General features: G+C 67.7%; 21 protein-coding genes. 10 read left to right on the top strand and 11 right to left on the bottom strand.

Features of this window, described 5'->3' with window-relative positions:
* Positions 1 to 54: 54 nt before the first annotated feature.
* Both ACFTSF_RS34230 and ACFTSF_RS34225 read right to left on the bottom strand, forming a co-directional pair.
* A complete protein-coding gene (locus ACFTSF_RS34230) occupies positions 55 to 942 on the bottom strand; it encodes an NAD-dependent epimerase/dehydratase family protein (RefSeq protein WP_380158858.1) in 888 nt (295 codons plus the stop codon).
* Between the two features lie 105 nt (positions 943 to 1,047).
* On the bottom strand, positions 1,048 to 1,149 hold the full coding sequence (locus ACFTSF_RS34225; protein WP_008356322.1) for a 30S ribosomal protein bS22: 102 nt from the start codon (positions 1,147 to 1,149) through the stop codon (positions 1,048 to 1,050).
* A 109-nt stretch (positions 1,150 to 1,258) separates the two neighbouring features.
* Between ACFTSF_RS34225 and ACFTSF_RS34220 the strand changes: the two genes are divergently transcribed.
* Together ACFTSF_RS34220 and ACFTSF_RS34215 are read left to right on the top strand one after the other, a co-directional pair.
* Positions 1,259 to 1,933 carry a class I SAM-dependent methyltransferase gene (locus ACFTSF_RS34220; RefSeq protein ID WP_380158831.1) on the top strand — a complete coding sequence of 225 codons (675 nt, stop codon included), beginning with the start codon at positions 1,259 to 1,261 and terminating at the stop codon, positions 1,931 to 1,933.
* Positions 1,934 to 2,146 carry a hypothetical protein gene (locus tag ACFTSF_RS34215; protein WP_380158830.1) on the top strand — a complete coding sequence of 71 codons (213 nt, stop codon included), beginning with the start codon at positions 1,934 to 1,936 and terminating at the stop codon, positions 2,144 to 2,146. It abuts the gene before it with no gap.
* On the opposite strand, the gene ACFTSF_RS34210 is transcribed toward ACFTSF_RS34215, so the two are convergent.
* The gene (locus ACFTSF_RS34210) at positions 2,143 to 4,026 is read right to left on the bottom strand and encodes a BTAD domain-containing putative transcriptional regulator (RefSeq protein ID WP_380158828.1); all 1,884 of its coding nucleotides are present in this window, start codon (positions 4,024 to 4,026) and stop codon (positions 2,143 to 2,145) included. The genes ACFTSF_RS34215 and ACFTSF_RS34210 overlap by 4 nt on opposite strands.
* Before the next feature lie 55 nt (positions 4,027 to 4,081).
* Here ACFTSF_RS34210 and ACFTSF_RS34205 point away from each other — a divergent pair, with 55 nt between their 5' ends.
* Positions 4,082 to 4,942, top strand: coding sequence for an alpha/beta fold hydrolase (locus ACFTSF_RS34205; protein ID WP_380158826.1), 861 nt, complete (start codon positions 4,082 to 4,084; stop codon positions 4,940 to 4,942).
* A gap of 194 nt (positions 4,943 to 5,136) precedes the next feature.
* Here ACFTSF_RS34205 and ACFTSF_RS34200 read toward each other — a convergent pair whose 3' ends face one another.
* On the bottom strand, positions 5,137 to 6,390 hold the full coding sequence (locus ACFTSF_RS34200) for an amidohydrolase family protein (protein WP_380158824.1): 1,254 nt from the start codon (positions 6,388 to 6,390) through the stop codon (positions 5,137 to 5,139).
* A 65-nt stretch (positions 6,391 to 6,455) separates the two neighbouring features.
* Between ACFTSF_RS34200 and ACFTSF_RS34195 the strand changes: the two genes are divergently transcribed.
* The gene (locus ACFTSF_RS34195; protein ID WP_380158822.1) at positions 6,456 to 6,935 is read left to right on the top strand and encodes a MarR family winged helix-turn-helix transcriptional regulator; all 480 of its coding nucleotides are present in this window, start codon (positions 6,456 to 6,458) and stop codon (positions 6,933 to 6,935) included.
* A 47-nt stretch (positions 6,936 to 6,982) separates the two neighbouring features.
* Here ACFTSF_RS34195 and ACFTSF_RS34190 read toward each other — a convergent pair whose 3' ends face one another.
* Together ACFTSF_RS34190 and ACFTSF_RS34185 are read right to left on the bottom strand one after the other, a co-directional pair.
* The gene (locus tag ACFTSF_RS34190) at positions 6,983 to 7,198 is read right to left on the bottom strand and encodes a helix-turn-helix domain-containing protein (RefSeq protein WP_012923942.1); all 216 of its coding nucleotides are present in this window, start codon (positions 7,196 to 7,198) and stop codon (positions 6,983 to 6,985) included.
* A 136-nt stretch (positions 7,199 to 7,334) separates the two neighbouring features.
* Entirely contained in the window at positions 7,335 to 8,510 is a 1,176-nt protein-coding gene (locus ACFTSF_RS34185) for an acetoin utilization protein AcuC (RefSeq protein WP_380158820.1), read from the bottom strand.
* 119 nt (positions 8,511 to 8,629) lie between these two features.
* On the opposite strand from ACFTSF_RS34185, the gene ACFTSF_RS34180 reads away from it, so the two are divergent.
* Positions 8,630 to 9,766 carry a GDSL-type esterase/lipase family protein gene (locus ACFTSF_RS34180; protein WP_380158818.1) on the top strand — a complete coding sequence of 379 codons (1,137 nt, stop codon included), beginning with the start codon at positions 8,630 to 8,632 and terminating at the stop codon, positions 9,764 to 9,766.
* Here the strand turns inward: ACFTSF_RS34180 and ACFTSF_RS34175 are convergent.
* On the bottom strand, positions 9,763 to 10,257 hold the full coding sequence (locus ACFTSF_RS34175; protein WP_380158816.1) for a GNAT family N-acetyltransferase: 495 nt from the start codon (positions 10,255 to 10,257) through the stop codon (positions 9,763 to 9,765). The two genes, ACFTSF_RS34180 and ACFTSF_RS34175, sit on opposite strands and share 4 nt — an antisense overlap.
* A 325-nt stretch (positions 10,258 to 10,582) precedes the next feature.
* Between ACFTSF_RS34175 and trpS the strand changes: the two genes are divergently transcribed.
* Both trpS and ACFTSF_RS34165 read left to right on the top strand, forming a co-directional pair.
* The gene (gene trpS / locus ACFTSF_RS34170) at positions 10,583 to 11,548 is read left to right on the top strand and encodes a tryptophan--tRNA ligase (RefSeq protein WP_380158814.1); all 966 of its coding nucleotides are present in this window, start codon (positions 10,583 to 10,585) and stop codon (positions 11,546 to 11,548) included.
* Positions 11,545 to 12,288, top strand: coding sequence for an endonuclease/exonuclease/phosphatase family protein (locus ACFTSF_RS34165; protein ID WP_380158812.1), 744 nt, complete (start codon positions 11,545 to 11,547; stop codon positions 12,286 to 12,288). The genes trpS and ACFTSF_RS34165 overlap by 4 nt, the downstream gene beginning before the upstream one ends.
* Here ACFTSF_RS34165 and ACFTSF_RS34160 read toward each other — a convergent pair.
* From ACFTSF_RS34160 to proC, 3 genes are read right to left on the bottom strand one after another with little or no spacing between them, the layout of a single operon-like run.
* Complete coding sequence (locus ACFTSF_RS34160) at positions 12,285 to 13,187, bottom strand: TIGR03560 family F420-dependent LLM class oxidoreductase (protein WP_380158810.1); 903 nt, start codon at positions 13,185 to 13,187, stop codon at positions 12,285 to 12,287. The two genes, ACFTSF_RS34165 and ACFTSF_RS34160, sit on opposite strands and share 4 nt — an antisense overlap.
* Before the next feature lie 22 nt (positions 13,188 to 13,209).
* Positions 13,210 to 13,788: a hypothetical protein gene (locus ACFTSF_RS34155; RefSeq protein ID WP_344150091.1), complete on the bottom strand. Its 579-nt coding sequence runs from the start codon at positions 13,786 to 13,788 to the stop codon at positions 13,210 to 13,212.
* A gap of 34 nt (positions 13,789 to 13,822) precedes the next feature.
* Positions 13,823 to 14,626 (bottom strand): pyrroline-5-carboxylate reductase, encoded by an 804-nt coding sequence (gene proC / locus ACFTSF_RS34150; protein WP_344150089.1) that lies wholly within the window; start codon positions 14,624 to 14,626, stop codon positions 13,823 to 13,825.
* A gap of 104 nt (positions 14,627 to 14,730) precedes the next feature.
* Between proC and ACFTSF_RS34145 the strand changes: the two genes are divergently transcribed.
* Entirely contained in the window at positions 14,731 to 15,171 is a 441-nt protein-coding gene (locus ACFTSF_RS34145) for a hypothetical protein (protein WP_344150087.1), read from the top strand.
* 3 nt (positions 15,172 to 15,174) lie between these two features.
* Here ACFTSF_RS34145 and ACFTSF_RS34140 read toward each other — a convergent pair whose 3' ends face one another.
* The gene (locus ACFTSF_RS34140) at positions 15,175 to 16,104 is read right to left on the bottom strand and encodes a proline dehydrogenase family protein (protein ID WP_344150085.1); all 930 of its coding nucleotides are present in this window, start codon (positions 16,102 to 16,104) and stop codon (positions 15,175 to 15,177) included.
* Positions 16,105 to 16,267: 163 nt separating this feature from the next.
* Between ACFTSF_RS34140 and ACFTSF_RS34135 the strand changes: the two genes are divergently transcribed.
* On the top strand, positions 16,268 to 17,302 hold the full coding sequence (locus ACFTSF_RS34135; protein ID WP_380158806.1) for a DUF695 domain-containing protein: 1,035 nt from the start codon (positions 16,268 to 16,270) through the stop codon (positions 17,300 to 17,302).
* A 1,360-nt stretch (positions 17,303 to 18,662) separates the two neighbouring features.
* Positions 18,663 to 20,060: a M1 family metallopeptidase gene (locus ACFTSF_RS34130; RefSeq protein WP_380158804.1), complete on the top strand. Its 1,398-nt coding sequence runs from the start codon at positions 18,663 to 18,665 to the stop codon at positions 20,058 to 20,060.
* Positions 20,061 to 20,097 lie beyond the last annotated feature (37 nt).

Raw genomic sequence — 20,097 nt, 5'->3', positions numbered from 1 at the left:
TAGAACTCGTCGGACGGCTGAGGACCGCCGGCGCAGTTGCACCTCGGCCGGAGTTCAGCGCCGAGCTAAGGCACCGTCTGCTCGAACAGGCGACCGCCCGCGCGGCGACCACGACCCCGACCATGGTGCGCAGCACCCCTGACAGCTCCGACGACCCGCCGAGTGGCGAGGACGTCGACGCGTCCGTGACAGATATCCGCCATCGTCATGGCCGGCGCATCCGGCTCGTGGCCAGTACCGCCGCGCTGGTGCTGCTGGGAGGTGGCATCGGTTCGGCCGCTGCCGCGCAGCAGGCGATGCCCGGCGACACGTTGTACGGGATGAAGCGCAGTATCGAGAACGTGGCGACCAATGTGGGGATCGGCGACGACTCGGTACGACGGGAAGTCCGAAGTACCGGGTCATCGGGGAGTCGGTCTTGGGGCCGATCCAGTTCGCCATCCGCAGCGTGGTCACGCAGACATCGGGGCGGCGCCGGGCGAACCCGCGCACATACCCCTCGACCTCGACCGCGTCCTTGCTCAACCCGGTCTGATGGATCGCCCGCGGCGCCATCTCCTCGGTGAACATCGCGGGGTCGCGCGGACCAGCGCCGTACACAGTCGTCGACGACTTGACCACCAGCTTGGCCACGCCGGGCGCCTTCTGGCACGCGGCCAGCAGCTGCATGGTGCCGATGACGTTGATCTCCTTCATCGACGACCGGCCGCCGGCACTCCCCGGGGTGGCCACCACGCCGGTGTGGACGACAGTGTCGACGTCCTCGGCAGCGATCACCTTGGCGATCACGGGGTTGCGGATATCCGCTCGCACGAACCGGACCCGGCCCAGCTCGGCGCGTGGCGGAACCACGTCGATACCGAGCACCGTGCCGATCGACGGATCGTCGGCCAGTCTGCGGGCACAACGAGCACCGGCGTCTCGCGAGACGCCGGTCACCATTACCACCTGTGCCACGAGAAGCCCCCAGCCAGACAGCAACCCCACTGAACGCCGCGCCGCCCTCAAATACGGGGCGCGGCGGACCCTACCTACAAAAGGCGGGGCTTACTTGCCGAGCTTGCGGCGCTGAACCCGCGTCTTCTTCAGCAGCTTGCGGTGCTTCTTCTTCGCCATACGCTTGCGGCGCTTCTTGATTACGGAACCCACAGTGGACCATCCAAACTCAAAGAGAACGTCGGCAAAGCTTACCCGTACGTGACGGCGTGGACCTAAAGCGGGCCTTGGGTAGGGTGGAGATCACGTCTGGGGAGGCTCGATGAACACTGTCACCAACGCCCGGTACGACGGTCTGGCCGACTGGTACGACGATCGTTTCGTGATCGGCGGGGAGCCGCATCAACCCGGTCTGCTCGAGCTGCTCGGCGAGGGCTCCGGCCCCTGCCTGGACATCGGCTGCGGCACCGGCCGGAACTTCGAAACCATCCGCGCCAGCGGCCGCGAGGTGGTCGGCCTCGACTACTCGTCCGACCAACTTCGCCTGGCCCGCACCCGCACCGACGGCCCGCTGATGGTCGGTGACGCGGCCGCGCTGCCGTTCCCCGACGAGTCGTTCGGCACCGTGATGGTGATGTGGATCTCCACCGACGTCGACGACTTCGGCGACGTACTGCGCGAAGCGACGCGTGTGCTTCGGCCAGGCGGGGTCATGATCGAGTACGGCGTGCACCCGTGTTTCAACGGTCCGCATGTCGTCTACGGGGAGGACGGCAGCCGGACGGCGCACACGACGTACCGGCAACCTGGTTGGCACGAGCCCGCACCGTGGTGGGGTGAGGACGGCATTCGCCACCACATCGGTATGAGCCACGTCCCCCTCGCCGACTACCTCAACGCCTTCCTCAGCACCGGCCTCGTCCTCGAGCGCTTCATCGAGCCCGAAGGCCCCGGCGTCCCCCACTCCCTCGCCGTACGCGCGAGGAAGCGGGCCTGAGTGGCGTACGCGCTCTTCGTCGGCGGACTGCTCGTCGTACTGGCCGGACTCACCTGGTTCGCCAGGTGGGCCAAGGGCCGCGGCGGATCAGGCCTCGCCGGCGCAGTCGCGGCGTACGAGGAGGCCTACCGCCCCACCTCACACCACGCCCACCACGAACAACGCACCGCCGCCGACCGCCAATCCGAGTCCGGCTCCCCCACCGACCTCTAGAGATAGTCGGCGATCGGGCCGAGGGTCAGCAGGCCGGATTGGCCGCCGGCTTGCTCGGCTGCGGCCGGAGCCAGTACGGCGCGCGCTCGGGCGAGCGTCTCGTCGTCGCCGCGGGTACGCGCAGCGCGGGCGATCAGCGTCCAGTGCAGTTCGAGGAACAGGCCCGGGGCCGGGTCGGGGGTGTGGGGACCGGGGTGGATGTAAGCGGTGTGGGGATCGAGGTCGCCGCGAGAGGTGAGGGGATCGAGGTTGGCGCGAGGGCTGTGGGGATCGTGATGGCGGTGAGGGGTCTGGGAGCCGTGGTGGCGGTCGGGTGCGTGGGGGCCGCGGTCGGGTTCGGGGAGGGGAGTTCCGTGGCGGATGGCTTGGGTGGTTAGGGCCAGGGTGAGAAGGCCGGCGTCCAGGCCTGGCATGGCTGTCGCGGGGTGTTGAGCGGCGGCGCTCAGGTAGGCGTCCGGGGTGTCGGCGCGGAGGGCGTCGTACCAGCGGGTGAAGACGCCGACGAGCGGCGAGTCATGGCGAGCGGCCAGGTCGTCAGCCGCGGCGGAATGGTTGTCAGCAGCAACATAATCGGCGCCGGCGCACGCGGACTGCAGGCGGATCAAGTGCCCGAGGATCTCGTACGCCGGGAGTGCGTGCCGCTCGGCGAGTGCGATCAACTCGGCGCCGATCCCATCACGAACAACCGACTGACCGGCCTCGCGACAGGACTGAATGAAGACACCGTTCAGCGCGAAAGCGAGCACGGACGGATCGTCCAGCGTACGCGCGACCTGCTCAGCCTCCTTCGCGGCTTCCAACGGTCGCGAGGCACTGGACCCCCTTGATTCCAAGGCGATTGTGGCCAGCAGCCGTGCCCGCATCGTCGGGTGATCCTGGGTCGGAAGGACACGTTCGGCCGCACGAACGATCGCCGCGGCCTGCGCCTCGTCGTCCGACCGCGTCCAGATCGCCGGTACGTCGTACGCCCCGATCACGCGCGCCACCAGATCCGCATCACCGAGCTCCTCGGCCGCCGTGATCGCGGCCAGCCGATGCCGCCGTACCTCGGCAAGCTCGCCAGTCACCGCGAGACTGCGCAGCAATCCGACCGTTGATTCCAGCTGAGCCCGGGGGCCTGCAGTCCGCTGATAGGCCGCAGCTGTTGCGGTCCACACCGACGCCGGCTGCAGGTGCGCGGCCTGGTTGAGGATGTCCTCCTCCAGTCGCGCCAGCGCCGGCCCCGGGTCGAGGCTGAGCTGCGCAACCAGCATGGCGCGAGCACGCCGCAGTACGGCGAGTGCGTCGCCCTGCCGACCGGATTGGTAGAGCGCAAGCGCCAGCAACCGCCAGCCCTCCTCACGCCACGGATGGTCGGTCACATGCGCGTCCAGCTCAGCCACAGCCGCCGCAGCCTGCCCCGCCGTCACTCGCGCCGACGCCAACCGCTCTACCGCCAGCAACCGCAGCTCGGTCAGCCGTGCACGCTCCCCCTGCGCCCACTGCTCATCCGCAAAGTCGGCGTACGCAGGACCGCGCCACAACCCCAGCGCAGTCTCGTACTCCCCCGCCTCAACAGCCTCCTCAAAACGCCAGGCATCGACCGCATCTGTCCGCAGCGCATACCCAGGCCCCTCGGTCACCAACAACTGCGGCTTGGACCGCGGTGCGCGATCCGGCTCGAGAGAACGACGCAGTGCGGCCACAAACGTCCGTATGGCGCTCAGTGCACCATCCGGCGGATCCGGCCACAGGTCGTCCACCAACCGCGTCGCCGGTACCACTCGGCCACGCGCCACGATCAGTCGCGCCAGTACCGCCCGATGCCGCGGCCCCTTGAGCGCAACCGGCTGCCCCGCATCGTCCCAAGCCACCACCGGCCCGAGCACCCCGAACTCCACCCGCTCACCGTAACGTGCTCATCCAGCGCTCATCCGCACCCGCGACGCTGGCCGGGTGAAGATCAACGGATTCGAGTACCACCAACTCCCTGGCGTCGACGGCGTCAAACTCAACGTCGCAGTCGGCGGCAGCGGTACGCCGGTCGTCCTGCTGCACGGCTTCCCGCAGACGCACCTGATGTGGCGGCACGTAGCCACCAAGCTAGCCACCGAGCACACCGTCATCTGCCCCGACCTCCGCGGCTACGGCGCCAGCGACAAACCAGTAGACGGCTACGCCAAACGCACCATGGCCGCAGACATCGTCGCCATAGCTGACGCCCTCGGCCACGACACCTTCGCCCTAGCCGGCCACGACCGCGGCGCCTTGGTCGCCTTCCGGGTAGCACTCGACCACCCCGAGGTGGTCACGCACCTCCTGTCGCTGGACGTCCTCCCCACCCTCGACATGTGGAACGTCATGCGCGGCACCACCGCAGCCGTCGGCTTCCACCTCTACCTGATGGCCCAACCCCCAGGCCTCGCCGAGACGCTGATCGCCGGCGCCCCCGACACCTTCTTCGGCCACTTCCTCGACGCCTGGACCGAGGACCCCACCGCGATCCCCGCCGACATCAGAACGGCATACCTGGACGCCTCCCGAGCCGCCATCCCCTCCATCGTCGCCGATTACCGAGCCTCCGCCACCATCGACGTAACCCACGACACCGAAGACCTTGCCGCAGGCAACAAACTCCAGATGCCCGTCACCGTCATCCAGCAAGACTGGGGCACCGCCCTAGGCTTCGACGCCGCCACCCTCTGGCGTGCCTGGGCCCCCAACCTCTGCCACCAAACCACAACCGCCGGCCACTTCCTCGCCGAAGAACGCCCCGAAGAAGTCGTCACCGCTCTGATGGACCTCCTCAAACGCTAACCACATACTCGTTCCTCAGCCCGCTGCACCCCAGCAGCCGAATCGAGCCAGCTCACGTGGCCCAGAACACCACGCCGTGGCCTTGAACAAGCTATGCCCTGTCCCAGCCCACCACTTCCTGTTCAAGCCCCCAGCAGCCGCCCACCCCACGTGTGGTCTCGGGGAGTGGGGGGTGGTGTGGTCGGAGGGGACTTCTACGCGCTGACCACGTGAGGGAAGAGGTGGGTGGTGGAGGTGGTAAGGGCGGTTAGGGCTGCTTGGGGCGGGGTGGTTTGTAGGTGGCCGTTGCGCTTTACCACCGCGCCTCCTACTAGGACTGTTTCTACGTTGCCGGGGTGGGCGGAGGTTACGACGGTGGCTACTGGGTCTTGGAAGCCGCCGGCGAGGTTCAGGTCGGTGGCGCGGAGGAGGATGAGGTCGGCTTGGTTGCCTAGGGCAAGGGAGCCGATGTCGGGGAGGTTGAGGGCTTGGGCGCCGGCGATGGTGGCTAGTTGGAGGACTTCGGCGGTGGTGAAGGCGTTGTGGCCCAGGGCGAGGATTTGTTGCATGGTGCTGAACATGTCGCCGGCGGCGCTGGTGACGGTGTCGATGCCTAGGCTGAGGGGGACGCCCAGGGCTTTCAGGCGGGCGGCTGTGGGGGCGCCCATTTCCAGGCGGGACTCGACGGCGGGGGTGACGGAGACTGAGGCGCCGGATTCGGCGATCAGCTTGAGCTCCACATCAGACAGGTTGTTGCCGTGCACGTAGACGGTGTCCGGGCGTAGTAGGCCTGCCGAGGACAGGTCAGTGATCGGCGTCTCAGTCAGGTGACTGCGGTCGATGTGGGTGACGATGGGCAGGCCGAGTGAAGCGGCCAGGGCCCAGTCGGCTTGGACTACGTCGAGCGGGGCGTAGGCGGGACCGGTGGAGGCGAGTGCGATGGTGATGCGGTCGGAGGCCAAGGCAGCGACCCGGCGCATCTCGAGGGGATCGACGGGACCACCGACGAGGGGTGAGGGGCCGAAGCCGAAGACGGCTCGGATGCCGCTGCGGTCCAAGGCGTCGATGGCGGCCTCGGCGAAGGTTGCCGAGCCTTGCACGTGTGAGTAGTCCTGCACGGTGGTGATACCGCCGTCGAGGCACTCGAGCGCGCCGACAAGGTTGCTCGCGGCAACATCCTCCGGCCGGTACCGCGTCCCGCGCGCCTGCATCACCTTGTCGAAATAGAACCCGAGATCCCCCGCAGCCCCGATCCCCCGCAGCGCGGTCTGCCACAGATGCCGGTGGGTGTCGACGAACCCGGGCAGCACGATCCGCCCGCGCGCATCGATCACCTCCGCACCATACGCGGACAGCCCCGGTCCGACAGCAGCGATCCGGCCGTCCTCTATCAGTACGTCGGTCTCCGGCCGCACCACCACTTCCGGCGCAGTGTCGATCACCAGGCCGCCTTGGACGAGCATGCGCATCAGAAAATCCCCTCAGTGGAAAGCTTTCTCAAAAGCTATCACCAAAGGCATCTAGACTGTCAACCATGACGACCGATCGGGTGGACGGGATCATCGCGGCCTGGCAGCAGGAGCTGCCCGAGGCGCTGCACCCGACCAGCGAGCTGGGCAAGCGGGTGATGCTGCTGGCCGACGGGCTGGGGCAGGCGGTCCGGCCGGTGCTCCGGGAGCTCAACCTGACCGGCGCCGAGTACGACGTGATCGTCGCGCTCCGCCGCGGAGGAACGCCGTACCGGCAGAAGCCGTCGGACCTGAGCCGCAACCTGTTCCTGTCCTCCGGCGGCACGAGCAACGTGATCAACCAGCTCGTACGGCGGGGCTACGTCGACCGCGAGCCGGATCCCGTCGACGGCCGCGGCACCCAGATCCGCCTCACGGAGGCGGGTGTGAAGGCGGCCGAAGAGGCGGTCATCGCGACTTCACAGGCACACCACGATCACTTCACCGGGGTCCCACAAGAGACGATCGAGCAGCTCACCGCGCTGCTGCGCACCCTGAAGACATGACGAGGCGGCCGGTCCCCGAACTAGGGATCCGGCCGCCTCTCTCGTGGTTATCCGGCCTGAAAGAAGGCGCCCTTGAGGTAGTCGTGCACTGCGTCCTCCGACACCCGGAACGAACGACCTACCCGCACCGCGGGCAGCTCTCCGGAGTGCACCAAGCGGTACACCGTCATCTTGGACACGCGCATGGCCGTGGCAACCTCTGCCACGGTCAGGAACTTCACCTCTGCGAGCGGCTGCTCACCACCGGACTTCTTTGATGCCATTTGCGCACCGCACTTCCAGCACGGATCGTGCGCCGGCTTCCCCTCCGGCACCTCCGTCCGTGCATGTGTCGAGGGTAGTGGCTGTTGGTGCGAATGGGAAAGAGGGGGACTCGTGTGACTCGATCCTGTGACGAAGTCAGTACGTGGGGTCAAGGCCGAGGTACGGGAAAGCGACATCCCGGGTGGCCTTGATCGACCGGTCCAGCCAGGTGTCCGGGTTGTAACCGGCCGACCAGTCGATGTACTCGGGATCGCGCCCGTCGGTCATCCGCAGCGGCGCGACCCGGCCGAACCGGATGCGCACCTCCTCGCGCCACGCCTCTGGCACCAAAGTCTGCGGGTCGACCGGCTTGCCCGCGACGATCGCCAGCAGGTGGCTCCAGGCGCGCGGGACGACGTCGATGATCGCGTAGCCGCCGCCACCGGTGGCCACCCACTTCCCGTCACACACCTCGTGCGCCAGGTCGTGCAGGGCCAAGTACGCCGCTCGCTGCCCGTCGACCGTCTTGGTCAGATGGGCCAGCGGGTCCTCCACGTGGGAATCGCACCCGTGCTGCGTGACCAGGATGGACGGCTGGAACGCCCGAACCACATCCGGCACGATCGCGTGGAACGCCCGCAACCAACCGGCGTCCCCGGTACCCGGCGGCAACGGAATGTTCACCGCTGACCCGCGAGCGTCCGGCCCACCGATCTCACCGGCGCTACCGGTCCCGGGGAAGAGCGTGGTCGGCGACTCGTGCAGGCTCACGGTCAGCACCCGGGGGTCGTTGTAGAAGACCTCCTGTACGCCGTCGCCGTGGTGCACGTCGACATCGACGTACGCGACCCGCTCGGCGCCCTGGTCGAGCAACCACTGGATGGCGACCGCCGGGTCGTTGTAGACGCAGAACCCGCTGGCCCGGTTCGGCATCGCGTGATGCAGGCCGCCCGCGATGTTCGCCGCGTGCAGCACCTCCCCCGACCAGACCGACCGCGCGGCCTCGGCGCTGGCCCCGGCGATCTGGGCGCTGACGTCGTGCATCCCGGCGAAGTTGTAGGTGTCGTCCGAGCCGAGACCGTGCTCCAGATCCGGTACGTCGGGATGTTCGCCGGCCCGTTTGACCGCCTCGACGTACTCGGCCGTGTGCACGGTGCGCAACAGCTCGTCACTCGCCACCGGCGCGGGGACCACCGAGAGCTGGTCCAGGATGCCGAGCTCCCGCGCCAGCTTGATGGTCAGTTGGACCCGGATCGGACTCATCGGATGCCCGCGCCCGAAGTCGTACTTCGTCAGAGCATCCTCGAAGACCAGTCTCGCCTCACCACTCATGGATCCGACCATAGCGGTCCACCAGATGTTCAGGGTCGGTCGAAAGGTTTGCCGGGGCCTCGGCACCGGCTCAGGATCGATGCGCCACGTAAGGCCCGCCCACCTCGAGGAGAAACCTCATGCGTGCGATCACTCGCGCACTGCCCGCCCTGCTCGGTACCGCGGCCCTGATCGGCAGCGCCGTCACCGCCGCCACCGTCACCGGCGCCACGACCGCGCCCGCCGCCGACGGTCCCGCCGTACCGATCGAGCGGGCGACGCCGACCAAGATCATGCCGCTCGGCGACTCGAACACGGCCGCCTCCACCGGCGCCCGCGAGGGGTCCTACCGGGCCGACCTGTGGCAGCTGCTGAAGGCGGACGGCCGGCCGGTCGACTTCGTCGGCTCCATGGTCAGCGGTCCGACGACGCTGATGGACCCCGACAACGAGGGCCACGGCGGCTGGACGATCACCGGGATCCAGGACAACATCGTCGGCTGGCTGAACACGTACCAGCCGGACGTGATCACGCTGCAGATCGGCACCAACGACATGTACGACGACGCCTCGGCCGGCACCGCGCCGGGCAGACTGTCGACTCTGCTGGACACCATCACGAACACCCGGCCGGGCGTGAAGGTGTTCGTCACGACGATCCCGCAGCTCGCCAACGCCGACCACTACAGCCGCGTCGCCGCCTTCAACGCGACCATCCCGGGCATCGCCGCCGCAAAGGTTGCCGCTGGCAAGAGTGTCACGGCGCTGGACGCGAACATCCCGATCGTTCAGCCCTACGAGTTCGTCGACATGTGGCACCCGTACTACGGCGGTGCGTCCAAGGCCGCGATCCGCTGGTACAACGCGTTGACCGGAGTGCAGACCACCCGGCTTGAGGCGGAGCAGAGCGCGAACGCGTCGATCAGCGGGGCGCCGACCAGGCGCGTCCCGAACGTCACCAACTCCGGTGGGGCGAAGATCGGATACATCGACGCCGAGACCAGCTTCGTCAAGTTCAACTTCGAGGTCGGTGCCGCTGGCAACTACCGGATCCGGGTCCGGTACGCGAACGGGATGGGCACGAACTGCTCGCACAAGGTCAGCGCGAACGGCGGACCGCAGACCGTCCTCGTGTACCCGTCGTACGGCTGGGAGCTGCCCGGCACCGTGAAGATCGACCTGCCGCTGAACGCGGGCAAGAACACGATCACCTTCGCCAAGGGTGAGTGCTACACCGAGCTGGACGCGATCGACTTCAGCCTGGTGCCGACCGCCTAGAGCGTCTGGGACATCAGGGTGAGCGGACGCGTCGGGTCGTAGAACGTCTCGACGCGTCCGGTCGGCTCGAAGCCGGCCCGGCGGTAGAACGCCGCCGCCCGCGGCGCGGCGGCGTACACCCAGAGCAGCAAGCGCTTGTACTGCTGCTCCCGGGACCAGGCGAGCAACTCGGTGGTCAGCGCGTCAGCGACCCGCTGACCGCGGAATTCGGGGTCGACCCACATCGAAAGCATCAGCGCGGCGTCCGGGTCGCGCTCATCCGGTCCCGCCGGGGCGCCCACGACCATCCCGGCCGGTCGGCCGTCGGATTCGGCCAGCATCGAAACCTTGTCCGTGGCGCGCAACCGGGACCGCCAGTCCTCCTCGGTCAGCGCGACCGAGCCGCCGTACGTCTGGTAGAAGGAGTCCGGGGCCTCGAGCAGGGCGCGCAACCGGACCTCGCGCAGGATTCCCCAGTCGTCCTCGGCAAGTCGCCGTACCTGCACCGTCATGACCTCATCCTGACAAACCGATTGGGGCGGGCGGCGCAACACCCCTCCCAGGCTGCGCCGGCCCGCCCGAGCGCTGGGTCAGCAGCGGGTCCAACAGCCGGTTCATCGCTGCCGGACTGCAAAGCGTTACAGAATTTGCAGAACAAGTGCAGACCGATCGCCCACAGTGAGCTAATCTTGACTCGTGAACACGAATCTGCAGCTGTGGTGGGCCGTCTAGGGCGGTCACCCAGCGTTCACACGCATCCATGAGGCCGTCTCGCCGAGACGGCCTCTTTCTTTGTGCCCTCGGTGGGACCCACACCACTCACCGAAAGGTACTGACATGACTTCGCTCTCCGGCATCACCCCGTCCGGCCGCCTGACCCTGGGCAACCACCTCGGCGCGCTGCGGCGGTTCACCGACCCCGACGGGTTCTACTTCGTCGCCAACCTGCACGCGATGACCACGAAGCACGATCCACGGCGGCTCGCCACCCTCACCCGCGAGTGCGCGACGCTGATGCTCGCCGCCGGGATCCCGCCCGGGGCGGTCTTCGTCCAGTCCGACGTCTCGACGCACGCCCAGCTCGCGTATCTGCTCGAGTGCACCTCGTACGTCGGCGAGCTGTCCCGGATGATCCAGTACAAACAGAAGGGCGGCCGGCCGATGACCCGGGCGTCGCTGTTCACCTACCCGTGCCTGATGGCCGCCGACATCCTCCTGTACGGCGCCCAGCGGGTCCCGGTCGGCGGTGATCAGGATCAGCACGTCGAGCTGGCCCGGGACATCGCGATCCGGTTCAACCGCGAGTACGGCGAGACGTTCGTCGTACCGGAGTTGCACAAGGCGGCGCTGGCCACGCGGATCAAGGACCTGGCCAACCCGACCGCCAAGATGAGCAAGTCCGACTCCGACGATGCGGTCGGGACGATCCGGCTGCTCGACCCGCCGGACGTGATCCGGCGCCAGGTGATGCGGGCCGTCACGGACTCCGACAACGAGATCCGCCACGACGAGTCCGAGAAGCCCGGGGTGACCAACCTGCTGGAGATCCTGGCCGCGTGTACGGACGGTGATCCCATCCAGCTGGCCGCTGCCTACTCGTCGTACGGCGAGCTCAAGCGGGATGTCGCCGACGCCGTACTGGCCGTCATCGAGCCGCTGCAGAAGGAGTACGCGCGGCTGGCGACCGATCCTGGCGCGATCGATGGGCTGCTGGCTGAAGGACGGGACCGGGCGCTGGAAGCGAGCACTCCGCGACTCCGGGCGGCGACCGTAGCCATGGGTTTGGCAGGATCAATGCCATGAAGATCAGGGCCGCCACCTTCAACCTCCGCAACTCCTCCGCCCCGGACGGCGACAACGCCTGGCCGAAGCGGCGAGCTGCGGCCGTGGCGGCGATCGAACTCCTGGACGCCGACGTGGTCGGGCTGCAAGAGGTGCTGCCCGACCAGCTCGACTACCTGCGGTTCCGGTTCCCGAAGTACGAGATCGTCGGCGCCGGGCGGGACGACGGGATGAGTGCCGGCGAGCACTCGTCCGTGCTGGTCCGGCCCGGTGACTGGCGGATCGAGCGGTCCGAGACCCGCTGGCTGTCCGACGACCCCGGTACGCCGGGATCGGTCGGCTGGGATGCGCATCTGACTCGCGTGGCCACGCTGGTGTGGCTGCGACACCGCAGCGGTACGACGATCGGCGTACTGAACACGCATTACGACCACGCGGGCGAGGTCGCGCAACTGCAGTCGTCGCGACTGGTCGCGAAGTGGACCACCGGCGACCTGCCGTGGATCGTGATGGGCGACCTGAACGCGACCCCGGACTCGCCGCCGCTGAAGGCGCTGACGGACGCCGGGCTGCGGTACGCCGTACCCGCTGATGCTGGTGGCAGCTGGCATGACTTCACCGGCGCCGAGGACGACGAACGGATCGACCACATCCTGATCAGCCCTGGGTGGACTGTGACCGAGGCAGCCGTCTCGCACTTCCGTCCCGGTGGACGGCTGCCCAGCGATCACTGGCCTGTGTTGGCCACCTTGACGCTCTAGATCTTGGCGAAGACCTCTTCGCGCAGGCGTTCGAGGGTTTCGAAGCGCTTGGCCCCGGATCCGAACCAGTGGTCCGGAACGAGGACCTCGTCGATGCCTGCGTCGGGGTACTGGGCGACGACGTCGAGGACCTCCTGGGCCGATCCCATGATCACGTGCAGACCGCGGGACTCGAAGTTCTCCTTGCGCGCGACCGCCTCGATGTCGCCCGGGGCGATCACCTCGAGGAAGGTCTGGGCGGAGCGGCGAACAGTCTTCGGGTCGCGGCCGATGCGCTCGCAATGCTCGGCGAAGACTTTCCCCTTATGGGCGGCGAGTTCTGGGCGACCCCAGTGGTTCCACTCATCGGCGTACTTGGCAACGATGCCCAAGGCAACCTTCTCGCCGGCTGCGCCGATCAGCACCGGCAGCTTGGCCGGCTTCGGCTCGAGCGGAGCGCCGGTGAGCTGGTAGTACTTGCCGTCGAAGGTCGTCCGCTCCTCGGTGAGCAGGCCCTTCAGCACCTGGCAGGCCTCTTCGAAACGGGCCAGCAACTCCTTGGTCGGCGGTAGCTCGATGCCGTAGACCTCATGCTCGTTCACCTGCCAGCCGGCGCCGATGCCGTACACGAACCGGCCGTTACTCATCTGGTCGATCGTCGCGGCCGCGTTGGCGGCGACGGCCGGATGCCGGTAGGTGTTGCCGAGCACCATCGAGCCGATCCGCACCCGCTCGGTGCGGACTGCGAGACCGGCGAGCAGCGCGAACGCCTCGTTCACCGGCACCGACAGGTCGTTGTCGTTCTTCATGAAGTGGTCGGCGATCCACACCCCGTGCCAGCCGGTGCGTTCGGCGTACTCGGCACCTTCGAGAATCTCGGTCCAGGTGCGACCGGCGTTCGGCCAAAAGGAAAAGTCCATGGCCTCGACCCTATGTCGGTCGTCAGACCAGGTGCCAGCGCATCAGGAAAGAGCCGATGGAGAGCACCAGGTAGAGCAGGACGAGCAGGGCGCCGATGCCGGGACGCGGAGTGGCGCGGCGGGCCGGGCGGCCGGCGGCCTGGCGGCGCAGGGCCTCCATCACGGCGGCGACCTCGGCGGTGCGGTCGACCGGGATGCCGTTGATCTCGTTCTCGTCCTTGCCACGAGTCAGTACGACGTTGTCGTCGCCGACCTCGATCTTGTCCACGTCCTGCCACCGCAGACTGCGGATCAGCATGCTCGTGCGGGCCTTGAGGGCGGTCGGGGTCAGCATCACCCGGTAGAGCACGACGCCGCCGGCGATCCGGACCACCGAGGCGCCGATGATGGTCAGCAGGAACACCGCGAGGATGTCGCGAGCGCCCATCCAGAGCCACGAGTTCAGCGCCGGGACCGCGATGAACGGCGTCACGAACAACGCCCAAGCCCACCACGGCGCGGGATCCAGCGGGACCCGCCACGGCAAGGCCGGCAGCTCGGCCACCGGCTCCGGGGCAGGGCTCAGCTGCTCGGGGCTCTGCTGCTCCGAACGATTACCCATGGGCGTCAGCGTAACGCCAGCCTCACTAGAGGTGTTATTCGGCGGCGAGATCCCGCGAGCGGTTGCGGGCCGCCTCGATCGCAGACAGGAACGCGGCCCGGACCTTGTGGTCCTCCAACTCACGGACCGCGGCCGCCGTCGTACCGCCCGGTGACGTCACGCGCTCCCGCAGCACAGTCGGGTGCTCACCGGTCTCCCGCAGCAGCTTCGCCGAACCGAAGAGCGTCTGTACGACGAGGTCGGTCGCCGTGGTGCGCGGGAGCCCCATGTGGACACCGGCCTCGATCATCGACTCGACCACGAAGAAGATGTAAGCCGGACCCGACCCGGAGATCGCGGTCACCGCATCCTGCTGCTTCTCCGGCACCCGGATCACCCGGCCGGTCGCGGACAGCAGTCCCTCGGCCAGCGCGAGGTGGCTCTCGTCGCAGTGCACACCGCGGGAGATGGCCGCCATGCCCTCGTCGACGAGGGCCGGCGTGTTCGGCATGACCCGGACGACCGCGACACCTTCGGGCAGCCGCGACTCGATGAAGCTGGTGGAAATACCCGCGGCCAGCGACACCACGGTCTGCTCGGGCTTCACCACGGGAGCGATCTCGGCCAGCAACTCCGGCATGTCCTGCGGCTTCACCACGAGCACCAGGGTGTCCGCCTTCGCGGCGGCATCCAGATTGGACAGGACATCCACGCCGTACCGCTCGCGCAGCTCGGCAGCACGCTCAGCCCGTCGCTCGGTGATCAGCAACTGCTCCGGTCGTCGCCCGGCCCGGATCAGCCCCGACAACAACGTCTCGCCCATCACACCGGCCCCGAGAATGGCCACCTGGTCAGTCATGCCCACACAGTACTGACGATCCGCCACGCGCTCCGATCATTTGTCCACGGAACAGGACATAGGATGTCCTATCCGTCCCTCTCCGCCCCTGTAAAGGAACGCCCATGCGACTTCGCCGTACCCTCACCGCTGTTGCCGCCGCGCTGCTGCTGCTCGGCAGCACCGTCAGTCCGGCCGCCGCCGCGGACCCGCCCTGGTTGACCCCGGACAAGGCCACGAAGGCGGCCGGCCCGCCCAACTACGACAACTGCCGGTTCGCCGGGACAAACATCGGCTCCACCTGCTTCCAGTGGGTCGGCGACGTCCAGTGGGTGTTCGACGGCTGGACCAACGGCTGGGCAGCCGTGGTCCACGTGCAGACCAACTACGGCAAGGACCGGTACTGCCAGGCCCTGCCGTCGGCCGACGGCTGGGGAACCTGCAACTACAACCACGAAGAAGGCAAGTGCGTGCGGTTCCGGCTGTACGAGCTGAAGGGCGACTTGGTCCGCAACATGAGTGACTTCAGCCGTTGGTACGGCACCGAGTACGGGTCGCCTTGCTGATCCCTACTTCTTGCTGATCAGGGAGCGCGCGAAGAACTGCAGGTTGGCCGGGCGCTCGGCCAGGCGGCGAACCAGGTAGCCGTACCAGTCCTCGCCGTACGGGATGTAGACCCGCATGGTGTGGCCGAGGCCGGCCAGCCGGAGCTGCTCCTCGGGGCGGATGCCGAACAGCATCTGGTACTCGAAGGTGCCCGGCTGGCGGTTGGCGCGGTCGGCGAGCGAGCCGGCGATCGCGATCAGCCGCGGGTCGTGCGAGGCGATCATCGGGTAGCCGGTGCCGTTCATCAGGATCTTCAGCGCGCGGACATACGCCTTGTCGACCTGGCGCTTGTCCTGGAAGGCGACCGACTCGGGCTCCTTGTAGGCGCCCTTGCAGAGGCGGACCCGAGAACCGGCATGCGCGAGGTCGCGGCAGTCGGCCTCGGTACGACGAAGGTAGGCCTGCAGCACCGCACCGGTCTCCGGGAAGTCCTGGCGCAGCTCGCGCAGGATGCCCAGCGTGGAGTCGGTGGTGGTGTGGTCCTCCATGTCCAGCGTCACCGTGGTCCCGGCGTTGCGGGCGGCATGGCAGATCGTCCGGGCGTTCTCGAGGGCGATCTTCTCGCCGTCGGTGCCCAGCGCCTGGCCGACCGCGGACAGCTTGACCGACACCTCGGCGTTCTTGGTCAGGCCGGCCTCGGAGAGCTTGCGGAGCAGCTCGAGGTACGCGTCGGCGGTGGCCGTCGCGGCGGCGACGTCGGTGACGTCCTCACCGAGGTGGTCGAGCGTGACATTCAGGCCGTTGCTGACCAGCTTCTCGGTGGCCAGCACGGCCTCCGGAGCGGTCTCGCCGGCCACGAACCTGGCCACGATGCCACTGGAGACGGGCATGGCCGAGACGGCCTTCTTGATCTGGGGGCTGCGGGACATGCCCAGCAGGACTCGCCGAAGCACTTCTGTTCTCCTCCTCAAGCCACCCGGCCCCATATGCCAGTGGTGTCTGCAGGTTACGCGCCTGAACCAGACGCTCCATAATCGTGTGGCCGGGACCACACCAGTGGGGTACTGGTTTGGTCACGGAACGTATCCGCACCTCTGGCGAGGGAGGATGGGACGTATGCCCATCTTCAAGCGTCGCAAGACGGCCGTCGTGGAGGCCGACCCGATCGGCGCGTTCTGGACCTGGTGGACCTCGACCGGTGCGACCCTCGTCGCCGACGCGATCGCCCGCAAGGAACCCGCCGCGATCGGCGCGACCCTGAGCGAGTGGGTGAACCGCGTCCACCCCGAGCTCGACTGGGAGCTAGGCCCGGGACTGCACGCCGAACACGCCCTCATCGTCACCGCCGCCGGGAACCCGAGCCGCCGTGCAACTGCCCGTCGCTGGCTCCGCTCCGCGCCGGTCTCCGGCGAGCTGTGGGAGTACGCCGACCTGCGCCGACCGGGGCCGATCAGCACGATCCAGTTCGAGGGACTGCCCGCCGTACCGATTGAGCAGGCTGTCGTTGAAGTCGATCCGGATGCGTCGGCGATTCATGTCGGGGTGTTTCACCCGGCGTTTCCTGAGCTGCCGGTGGAGGTTCGGCAGCGGGTCACGTTCCTGATCCTCGATCTCGTGCTGGGTGAGGAGATGGTGGAGACGTGGATCGGTGCTATCGACACGCTCGATCGGCGGCCGGTGGATGCTCGGCCGATCGATACTCTGCTGCCCGCTGTTGCGGGGTTCGCGGCTGAGCACACGCTTGAGGACGGTAGTCCCGCGTGGAAGATGCTCGAAGGTACGCGGAACGGGCAGCGGTTGATCGCGACTGCCGAGTACCCGCTGCGGTCGATCCGGCGGCCGCACCTCGACACTCATGTCGAGATCTCCGTCGGGTATCCGGTGGTCCGCGAAGACGGTCTGCCCGAGTCGGACATGCTCGACGAACTCCGGGCCTTCGAGGATCACTTGACTGCCCGCCTCGGCGGTTCCGGCAACCTGCTGGCCCACGAAACCTCCGCCGGCACCCGCCTTCTGCACTACTACACCGACGGCACCACCCCCGCCGCCGCCCAACTCGAAGCCGCCACCCCAGGCTGGACCCACGGCAAAGTCGCCGTCACCACCACCCAAGACCCAGCCTGGGACAACGTCTCCCACCTCTCGGGCTAGCCCCAAAGCCCGTTGGGTCAAGCGGTTCGGCGTTGGCGTCAACAGCGGTGCTGTACGGCGCCGCTGGGGAGCGCTACCCCACCGAATCGGCAGGTACCGCTCCCCGGTCGCGCGCAGCGTGGTGGTGGCGCTCCCCGAACCGGTTTGGGGAGTGGCGGGCGCGTGGGTGGGTTCGCCCATGAGGTGGGAACCGCCGGTCGGTGAGGGCTCGCTAGCTGATCCGGTACGACGTTGAGCACGGTTCAACCACGTGCGCGGCCGAACGGTGGTTGACGGGTGCTCAAGGTGAGTCGGCCGGCCGGCCTTGAGCACGGTTCAACCGTTTCGGCGGGGCTCGCGTGGTTGATGGGTGCTCAAGGTGACTTCCGCCCGCGATCTCGACTCCCCGGGGCTGCTCGGGTGCGTTATCCGATGGGTTTTCGTCACCGAGTCCCCAAAATCCCGCGGATAACGCAGCTCGGGCATCACTCACCTCAGCCCCAGCCCGTCAGCCCCAAGCAGCGTGGAACCGCGGTCGCCGACCTCGCCATCCGGCTCAGCCATCTGCTCGGCTCGCCCTCTTGCTTTGTCGGCCGCCTTTGGCGGTCGAGTGGGGGTGCAGGCCGAAAGATTCTCGGCCGGGGACGTGCGCTGTGGCTGATCACCGCTTCCGGCCGATCTGAAAGACAGCGTGGCTGGGCGCCGCGGTGGCTGGGGTGGATGGCGAGGTCCGGTGACCGCGGCTTCGCGTTGGCTGGGGTTGCCGGGCTGTGGCTGGGGATGTTGAGGTTCCGTCGCCTGGCAGTGACCGTTGCTGGAGGTTGGGGTGGATGTTCGCCCTGAGCGGCCCAGCTTCCTCCCCAAACCGGTTCGGGGAGAACTGCCTCCCCTCACGAAGGGATCTGGGGAGCATCCACCGCCCGAATCCGTCGCGGATCCACCCCGATCCGGTTTGGGGAGGGGGTTCGACAGCGGCGTCCCCTTGACTTCCCCAGCGTCCGAACGTCCGGAGACCGGTCCGCCTCGGCCGGAGGTCTTCGGGGTTGCCCATCGAGTTGGGGGGTTGGCCACTGAGTTTCTCGATGGGCAACCCCCCGACTGAGGGGATAACCACCGAGCTGGGGACGCCGGGTCGAGCGTCGCGGGAGCTGGGGAGTTCTCGCCGTCGTTTTCGGGGTGTGTCGGTGGGGCAGCGCTCCCCAAGTGGCACTGGGGAGCGCCGCCGGGGGGATGCGGACTCCAGGGCCATCACAATCGTGCGTTGGGGCAACGGGTGAGCGTGGGGGCGGTGGGTGCGGTGCAGTTGTGATGGGGTTGGGGTCCGGGGACTGCGGCTGGCTTAGTCTGCGGAGGGCCGCTATTCGGGAACACAGGAGGACTTGTGGGGCTTCGTCGCGGGTTTGTGTCGGTCGTGTTGGCGTTGGGGTTGGTGGGGGCGTCGAATCTGACGGCGAATGCTGCGCCGGTGTTTTCGCCGGGGGCGAGTGGGGCTGGGGACTCCTACTTCCCGGATATGGGGAACGGGGGATACGACGTCAGCCATTACGACATCAGGCTCGGGTTTGATCCGAAGAGCAAGGCGATTGATGCGACGACGACGATCGTGGCGAAGGCGACGCAGAATCTTTCGCGGTTCAATCTGGATTTCCTGGGGTCGTTGAAGATCAGCAGGTTGACGGTTAACGGGCGGGTCGCTTCGTTCAGCCGGAGTGGGGCGCAGGAGTTGGTGATTACTCCGGCGCGTGGGTTGTGGCGTGGGAGCAGGTTTGTGGTGTCGGTTTCGTATGCGGGGGTGCCGCAGAAGATTGATGATCCGGCGTTGGGGATCTCGGGGTGGGCAGCTACGAAGGACGGCGCGGTGGCGCTCAACCAGCCGATTGGTGCGGCGACCTATTACCCGGTGAATGACACGACGGCTGACAAGGCGACGTACAGCCAGACGGTCACGGTGCCGACCGGGCTGACCGTGCTGGCCAATGGGGAACCCGGTCCGACGACCAAGCACGGCGGTAAGACGACGTTCCGGTGGCACATGAACAAGCCGATGGCCAGTGAGCTGGGCATGATCGCGATCGGGAACTACAACGTCACCCGCACCCGGACGAGTGACGGCCTGGAGAACATCACGGCGATCGGCAAGTCGATCGACACCAAGGCCGGTCAGGGTCAACTCTTCAACCGGACTACCGCGCAGATCGTCCAGTGGGAGTCGTCGCTATACGGGCGGTACCCGTTCGACTGGACCGGCGGGATCATGGCTGATGTCGGCGTTCATTACGCGCTCGAGACGCAGAGTCGGCCGGTGTATGACCAGCGCAGCAGCAACGTCAGTGGTGGGCTGCTTGCCCATGAGCTCGGTCACCAGTGGTTCGGCGACAGCCTCACTCCGGCGCGCTGGTCGGATATCTGGCTCAACGAAGGTTTCGCGACCTACTCGGAGTGGCTGTACCAGGAGAAGTTCAACGGCGTTCCCGCCCAGAAGACCTTCGACGAGGCGTACGCCGAAGATCGGGACTGGAGCGGCAAGGTCGCCGACCCGGGCCGCGACCACATTTTCGACGACCTCGTCTACACGCGCGGCGCGATGACCCTGCACGCCCTGCGGCTGAAGATCGGCGACCGCGCCTTCTTCCGGCTGCTCAAGCAGTGGCCGACCACCCATCGGCACAGCAACGTCACGACCGAGACGTTCATCCGCTTCGTCGAGCGGCAGACCCATCGCGACCTCGACGCGTTCTTCCAGGCCTGGGTCTACCAGCCGGGCAAACCAAAACTCTGACGCATGCAACCCGGGAGAACGGCCCTTCCGTCTTGAG

The sequence above is a fragment of the Kribbella sp. NPDC056951 genome (assembly GCF_042674205.1).
Lineage (GTDB): Bacteria > Actinomycetota > Actinomycetes > Propionibacteriales > Kribbellaceae > Kribbella > Kribbella yunnanensis.
This window is presented reverse-complemented; position numbering and strand designations above follow the sequence as displayed.